The organism is Novosphingobium sp. B-7 (assembly GCF_000410615.1).
In the GTDB taxonomy this organism is placed as follows: domain Bacteria; phylum Pseudomonadota; class Alphaproteobacteria; order Sphingomonadales; family Sphingomonadaceae; genus Novosphingobium; species Novosphingobium capsulatum.
Window position 1 is genome coordinate 1,077 of sequence record NZ_KE148315.1, and the last position, 5,675, is coordinate 6,751.

A 5,675-nucleotide genomic window follows, 5' to 3' on the forward strand; every position below is an offset into this window, starting at 1 on the left:
GGCTTTCCCGTCGCGCCTGCTCTCGGCCTTTCCCGAAGGCACGCCAGTGCGCCGGGTCAGCCTGGAGCAGGCTTTACAATCCATCGCCGGGCGTGTTGATGAGGCGGTGTTGGCATCGAAAGTCGAAAGTTCGCCGTGAAGACGCTCGCCCTGTTCCGCCATGCCAAGTCTGACTGGAGCGATGCCCGCGCCCGCGATTTCGACCGCCCGCTCAACGAACGCGGCCAGCGCGGCGCGCTCGCCATGGGCGAGCATGTGCGCGACAGCGGCCGCCGCTTCGACCGCGTGATCGCCTCGCCGGCGGTGCGCGTGGCCGAGACCATCGAATGGGCCAGCAAGGCGTGGAACCGCGTGTTTCCGGTGGAATGGGACCGCCGCATCTACCTCGCCAGCTCGGCCACGCTGATGGACTTGCTGCGCGAATTGCCCGGCGATCCCGGCAGCGTGCTGATGATCGGCCACAATCCGGGCCTGGAAGACCTGATCTTCGATCTGGTGCCCGACGACGGCACCAGCGCCTTGCGCGATGTGGTGGAGGCCAAGTTCCCTACCGCGACTTTCGCCGTGCTGGAATTGGACGTGGCGCGCTGGGCAGATGTGGACGCGGGTTGCGCGCGGCTGGTTGACCTGACGCGACCACGCGATCTCGATCCGACACTGGGGCCGCAGCCGCACGCGTGAGGGCTGGGGGCGTTGTCGATGTTGGACGCTGCAACCGTTCGGCGGCTTCGATTTGCTAAAAAACACGAGACAGCATGCCGCTGGCTGTGTTTTTGCGGCATGGGCCTCATAATTTTAGCCGGGATCACCGATTGCTTTTTACTCGCGCTCGCCGGCGGGGTCATTTTCATGCCCGGGGCTTGGATATTCAACTTAAGATGCCCGTCTTGTGGCTGGCTCGTTTATAGACGCTATGGAACAGCCACTAAGCACGCCAAAGATCAGATGCTGGCTCCGCTTTTTTCGAAACAAGTCTGGCATCAGCCTGAAATGTGCACGAAATGCTCCTTCCGCTTCCGCTCGCCAGAGTGGGATGAATAAGGGGTGTGAGCTTTCGGCGATTTGCACTGCTATTCCTTCGTCATTCCCGCGCAGGCGGGAATCCATTGACTAGGGTGCAAAAAGGGCAGGCGTCTGGTTGTTGAGTTGATCTCTTGGCTGGATTCCCGTCTGCGTGGAAGCAACGGCACTTGACGATGAATATGGGCAATCCCGGCAATGGTGGTGAAATCCACTCACACTGCGTCGCTCTTTTTTCAAATTTCCACACGAAGCCACGAAGACACGAAGACACGAAGACACGAAGACACGAAGACACGAAGACACGAAGACACGAAGACACGAAGACACGAAGACACGAAGACACGAAGACACGAAGACACGAAGACACGAAGACACGAAGACACGAAGACACGAAGACACGAAGACACGAAGACACGAAGACACGAAGACACGAAGACACGAAGACACGAAGACACGAAGACACGAAGACACGAAGAGAAGGGGCGTCTTCGTGGCTTCGTGTGGAATCATTTTGAGAATCACGCGCGCCTTGTTCGGGCGTGGTATTGAGGAATAAGGCTGGACCCCGGATCAAGTCCGGGGTGACGTTAGGTATTTGATTTGAAGTGTTTAAAATACCTCATATTCTTCGTTACCCCGGACTCGATCCGGGGTCCAGTTTCTTCTTGGCCAGCTACCGCGCCGCCTGTTCCTCGATCCAATCGTGGATCTTGTCTTCCAGCACCGGCAGCGGCAGCGCGCCGCTGCCCAGCACTTGGGCATGGAAGGCGCGCAGGTCGAAGCGTGGGCCGAGGCGGCGTTCGGCTTCGCCGCGCAGGCGCTGGATTGTCAGGGCGCCGATCTTGTAGGCCACGGCCTGGCCGGGATCGGCGATATAGCGATCGACTTCGGCCTGCGCATCGCTGCGGCCCATCCCGGAATTGGCGAGCATGTAGTCCAGCGCCTGGGCGCGGCTCCAGCCCTGGCTGTGCAGCCCGGTATCGACCACCAGCCGCATGGCGCGCAGCATCTCGTCATCCAGCGTGCCCCAGTGCTGCATGGGATCATCATACAGCCCCATCGCATAGCCCAGGGTTTCGGCGTAGAGCGCCCAGCCTTCGACATAGGCGGTGTTGCCGCCATAGCGCTGGAAATCGGGGAGGCGCGGGTTTTCCTGGGCCAGGCTGATCTGGAAATGGTGGCCCGGCGCGCCTTCGTGCAGATAGAGCGTGGCGATCCCGGTCAGGAACCGGCTCTTGAGATCGAAGGTATTGAAATAGAACACGCCCGGCCGGCTGGCATCGGCGGTGCCGGGGCTATAGCTGCCGCCAGCTTCGAACCGTGCGCGATAGGCCGGATGTGGCATGATCAGCAGCGGCGTGCGCGGCATGGTGATGAAGAAGCGCGGTGCCTGCGCTGCCACGACCTGGGCCACGCGGCGATAGCCGGCGGCCAGATCCTCGGTCTTGCGCGGGTGATAGCGCGGATCGACGCGGATTTCGTCGAAGAACGCATGGAGCGAGCCGGTAAAGCCAAGCTGGGTCTTGACCAGGTCCATCTCGGCCTGGATGCGCGCCACTTCGGCGAGGCCCAGGGTGTGGACCTGCGCGGGATCGAGATCGAGCGTGGTGTGGTGGTGCAACAGCGCGCGATAGAGCGCCGCGCCGCCGGGCAGGGCATCGAGGCCGACGCTCTCGCGCGTGGCGGGCAGATATTCGTTGGCAAGGAACGCGCGCAGGGTGCGATAGGCGGGATAGACCGCCTCGATCGTGGCGGCGCGATATTCGGCAAGCAGGCGGCGGCGCGCAACGATGGCAGACTTGCCGTTCAGGCCTTGCGCTTGCTGCGCCGGGGTCATGAACAGGGAATGCTCGGGGGGGCGTGCCAGCAGCGCGTCGATCTGCCCGATCAGGGTTTCCACCACCGGGCGCGGGCTGGTCACGCCGCGCGCCAGCCCTTCGCGATAGCGGGCGATGGCCGCATCGAACACCGCCGGCAAGGCACGATCGCGCGCCAGGTTGGCGGCATGGTCTGCGCCGGTAGCAAGCTCCATCGGCCCGCCGGCTGAGGCGAGGCCGGGATATTCCACCTGCAATCCGCCGACAGGATTGAGCGGCATCATCGCCAGCATGTCGGCTACCGGGGGGCTGAGCATGGCCTGCTCGTCATCGAGCACGGCGGCATAGGCCTTGGCCGAAATGCGCTGCGCCGGATCGAGCGTGTCGGGGTTGATCCGCGCCAGGGCATCGCGCGCGGCGGCATTGCGCGCGCGCTGCATCGTGGTCAGCGCCGGATCGAAGATCAGGCGGAACTGCTCGGCCGTCAGTGGCTCGCCCCGTTCCAGGGTGTCGAGCGGATCGAGCGCGCGGCGGGCGGCGTCATCCTGCGCCAGGAACACGGCCAGTGCCGCATCGCTCCGCTGGCGTTGATCGGGTGTGGTTGTTGTGGCGGTGGCGGGCAGGGCCTGCGCGCCGGCCGGGTGGGTGGCCAGGGCCGATGCCGCCAGCAGGGAAAGGAGGAAGGCGCGCACCAGCCTGGTGCCAGGCCTCAATTCCACGGGCGGGACCGATACCACTTGGTTAGCACGTATTTGACGCCGCGGATCACCGGCCGCCCGGCATGCATGCTCTTGGGATTGGGCCGCCCGTCGCGGTTCATGTTGTTCCAGATCAGCAGCGCGCCGGGCTGGGGCGGAACCGACAGGTTGACCTTGGGAAAGTCGGTCGAGCCGCCTTCTTCCACGGTGTTGAGATAGGCCATAGCCGTCCAGCTGCGCTGGCCGCCGTTGCGCATTTCTTCGGCCCACATCGGGTCTGACGGGCGGAAATGATCGAAATGCGCCTTGAATTCCTGGCCGGGTTGATAGCGCTGGCCCTGGATGGTTTCGCCAAAGGCAGGGTCCAGCCCCATCAGGTCGTCGATCCGCCGCTGCAGCATGCGGATGAACGGATCATGGGGATTGACATCGCCGCTATAGCTCGTGCGGCCGCCATCGGTGCTGTAGGTGTCTGATGGGCGGGCCACGGCATCGACCACGCCGATCAGCCGCTCGCACTCGGGCCGGGTGAAGAATTCGCCCACGGCATAGATCTCGAAATCCTCGACCGGGATGCGATAGGCGGCCGGATCGGCATCGAGGCGCGTGCGCACCTGGTTACCGATACGCTTGAGATCGGCACTGTCGGGATGGGGCTCGGAACGGAACAAAACCATGATAGGGACGTCATGCAAGAACGTGTCGCTGGCTGCAAGCCGGCTCGGCAGGAACCCTTGGGAAAGCGGGCGCAAATGTAAATTCTGGTAGGTTTTGGTCCGATGTGGACCGAAATCGTTGATAATTCTCGCGAAATATTGTCGATATGGGGCTATTGCAAGGTGCGGTTAACCTGAAGCTGTCCAGCGGTTTGGGCATTGTGTCCGACCGAAGGCCTCGCGAAAGTAACGGGAACCACTGTGACGACCAAGCCATTCGCGCCTGCAGTTCCCTTAGGCAGCAAAACTGCTCCAGTTGTGGGAGGTCGCGTTCCGTTGGATGCCCTAGTCGATGCCGAAGCGGAATCCTTCCGCATTGCCAAGGCCTTGTATGCATTGCGCCGGCGTCGCGACGGGGTGACACCGGTGAAAGGCCTGTTTGGCGAACCGGCGTGGGACATCCTGCTGGATCTCTATATCGCCCACAAGCGCGGCACCGAATTGCAGGTGTCGAGCGTGTGCCTGGAAGCCGGCGTGCCTTCCACCACGATTTTGCGCTGGATCGCGCGGCTCGAACGCGAAGGGCTGCTCTACCGCCAGGCCGACACGGGCGATCTGCGCCGGCGCTATGTGCGCCTGACCGATGACGGGCTGGCGATGATGCGCAACATTCTGGGCGCGATCGGCACGCTCTGAACGGGGCGTTCCCCGCCGCGCGGACGTTCACCGCATACAAGAAGGCCGGCGCAAGGCCAGCCTTCCCGTGTCATCGTTCTTACCAGAAGAAGTCGTAGATCACGTCCACCACCTGGCCGGTGTAGGTGTCGATCAGCACGACATCGTCATAATAGCGCACCCAGCGATAGGGCGGATAGGCTGGCGGCAGGCGATAGGCCCACGGATCGGCGATCCAGTATTGCTGGGCAAAGAATGGTGCGCCCAGATAGATGCCGATGTTCAGGCGGCTGTAGCGATAGTTGGGCATCGGGGCGAAATAGCGCGGCCCGCGGAACAGATCGCGATGGTCGCTGCGCCCCCCCTGCCAGTCATAGCGGCGATCCTGGCGCCAATCGTTGCGCCAGGGGCCACGGTTGTCACCCCAACCAGGACGGCCGGGGCCGCGATCGTTGTTCCAGCCGGGACGGCCATAGTTGCCGTTGTTGTTCCAGCCGGGGCGGCCGGGACCACGATCGTTGTTCCAACCAGGGCGGCCGGGGCCACCGTTGTTGTTCCAACCTGGACGGCCTTGGCCGCCGTTGTTGTTCCAGCCGGGGCGACCCTGTCCGCCGTTGTTGTTCCAACCCGGGCGACCCTGGCCACCGTCATTGTTCCAACCGGGACGGCCGGGGCCACGATCCCCGCCAGGGGCGTTGCCCTGCCAGCCTGGCTGGGGCGGTTGACCGGGTTGCGGCACGGCATGTCCGCCGCGCCAGCCACCGGGCTGGCCCTGGAAACCGCCGCCAAAGCCGCCCTGCGGGCCG

The 5,675-nt window shown here is 63.7% G+C and carries 5 protein-coding genes; 2 read left to right on the forward strand and 3 right to left on the reverse strand.

Annotated features, from left to right (window positions below; all coding sequences use genetic code 11):
- Positions 1–135 precede the first annotated feature (135 nt).
- Positions 136–681: a histidine phosphatase family protein gene (locus H926_RS0109925; RefSeq protein WP_022676160.1), complete on the forward strand. Its 546-nt coding sequence runs from the start codon at positions 136–138 to the stop codon at positions 679–681.
- A gap of 1,015 nt (positions 682–1,696) precedes the next feature.
- On the opposite strand, the gene H926_RS0109930 is transcribed toward H926_RS0109925, so the two are convergent.
- Entirely contained in the window at positions 1,697–3,532 is a 1,836-nt protein-coding gene (locus H926_RS0109930; RefSeq protein ID WP_022676161.1) for a DUF885 family protein, read from the reverse strand.
- A gap of 17 nt (positions 3,533–3,549) precedes the next feature.
- Entirely contained in the window at positions 3,550–4,215 is a 666-nt protein-coding gene (locus H926_RS0109935) for a 2OG-Fe(II) oxygenase (protein ID WP_022676162.1), read from the reverse strand.
- A 315-nt stretch (positions 4,216–4,530) separates the two neighbouring features.
- Between H926_RS0109935 and H926_RS0109940 the strand changes: the two genes are divergently transcribed.
- A complete protein-coding gene (locus H926_RS0109940) occupies positions 4,531–4,890 on the forward strand; it encodes a winged helix DNA-binding protein (RefSeq protein ID WP_022676163.1) in 360 nt (119 codons plus the stop codon).
- Between the two features lie 79 nt (positions 4,891–4,969).
- On the opposite strand, the gene H926_RS0109945 is transcribed toward H926_RS0109940, so the two are convergent.
- On the reverse strand, positions 4,970–5,675 hold a 706-nt coding region (locus tag H926_RS0109945; protein ID WP_022676164.1), incomplete at its 5' end, for an RcnB family protein.

Bases quoted from the DNA above. Each gene is read 5' to 3' on its own strand.
- H926_RS0109935 (WP_022676162.1), bottom strand. From the start codon at position 4,215: ATGGTTTTGTTCCGTTCCGAGCCCCATCCCGACAGTGCCGATCTCAAG.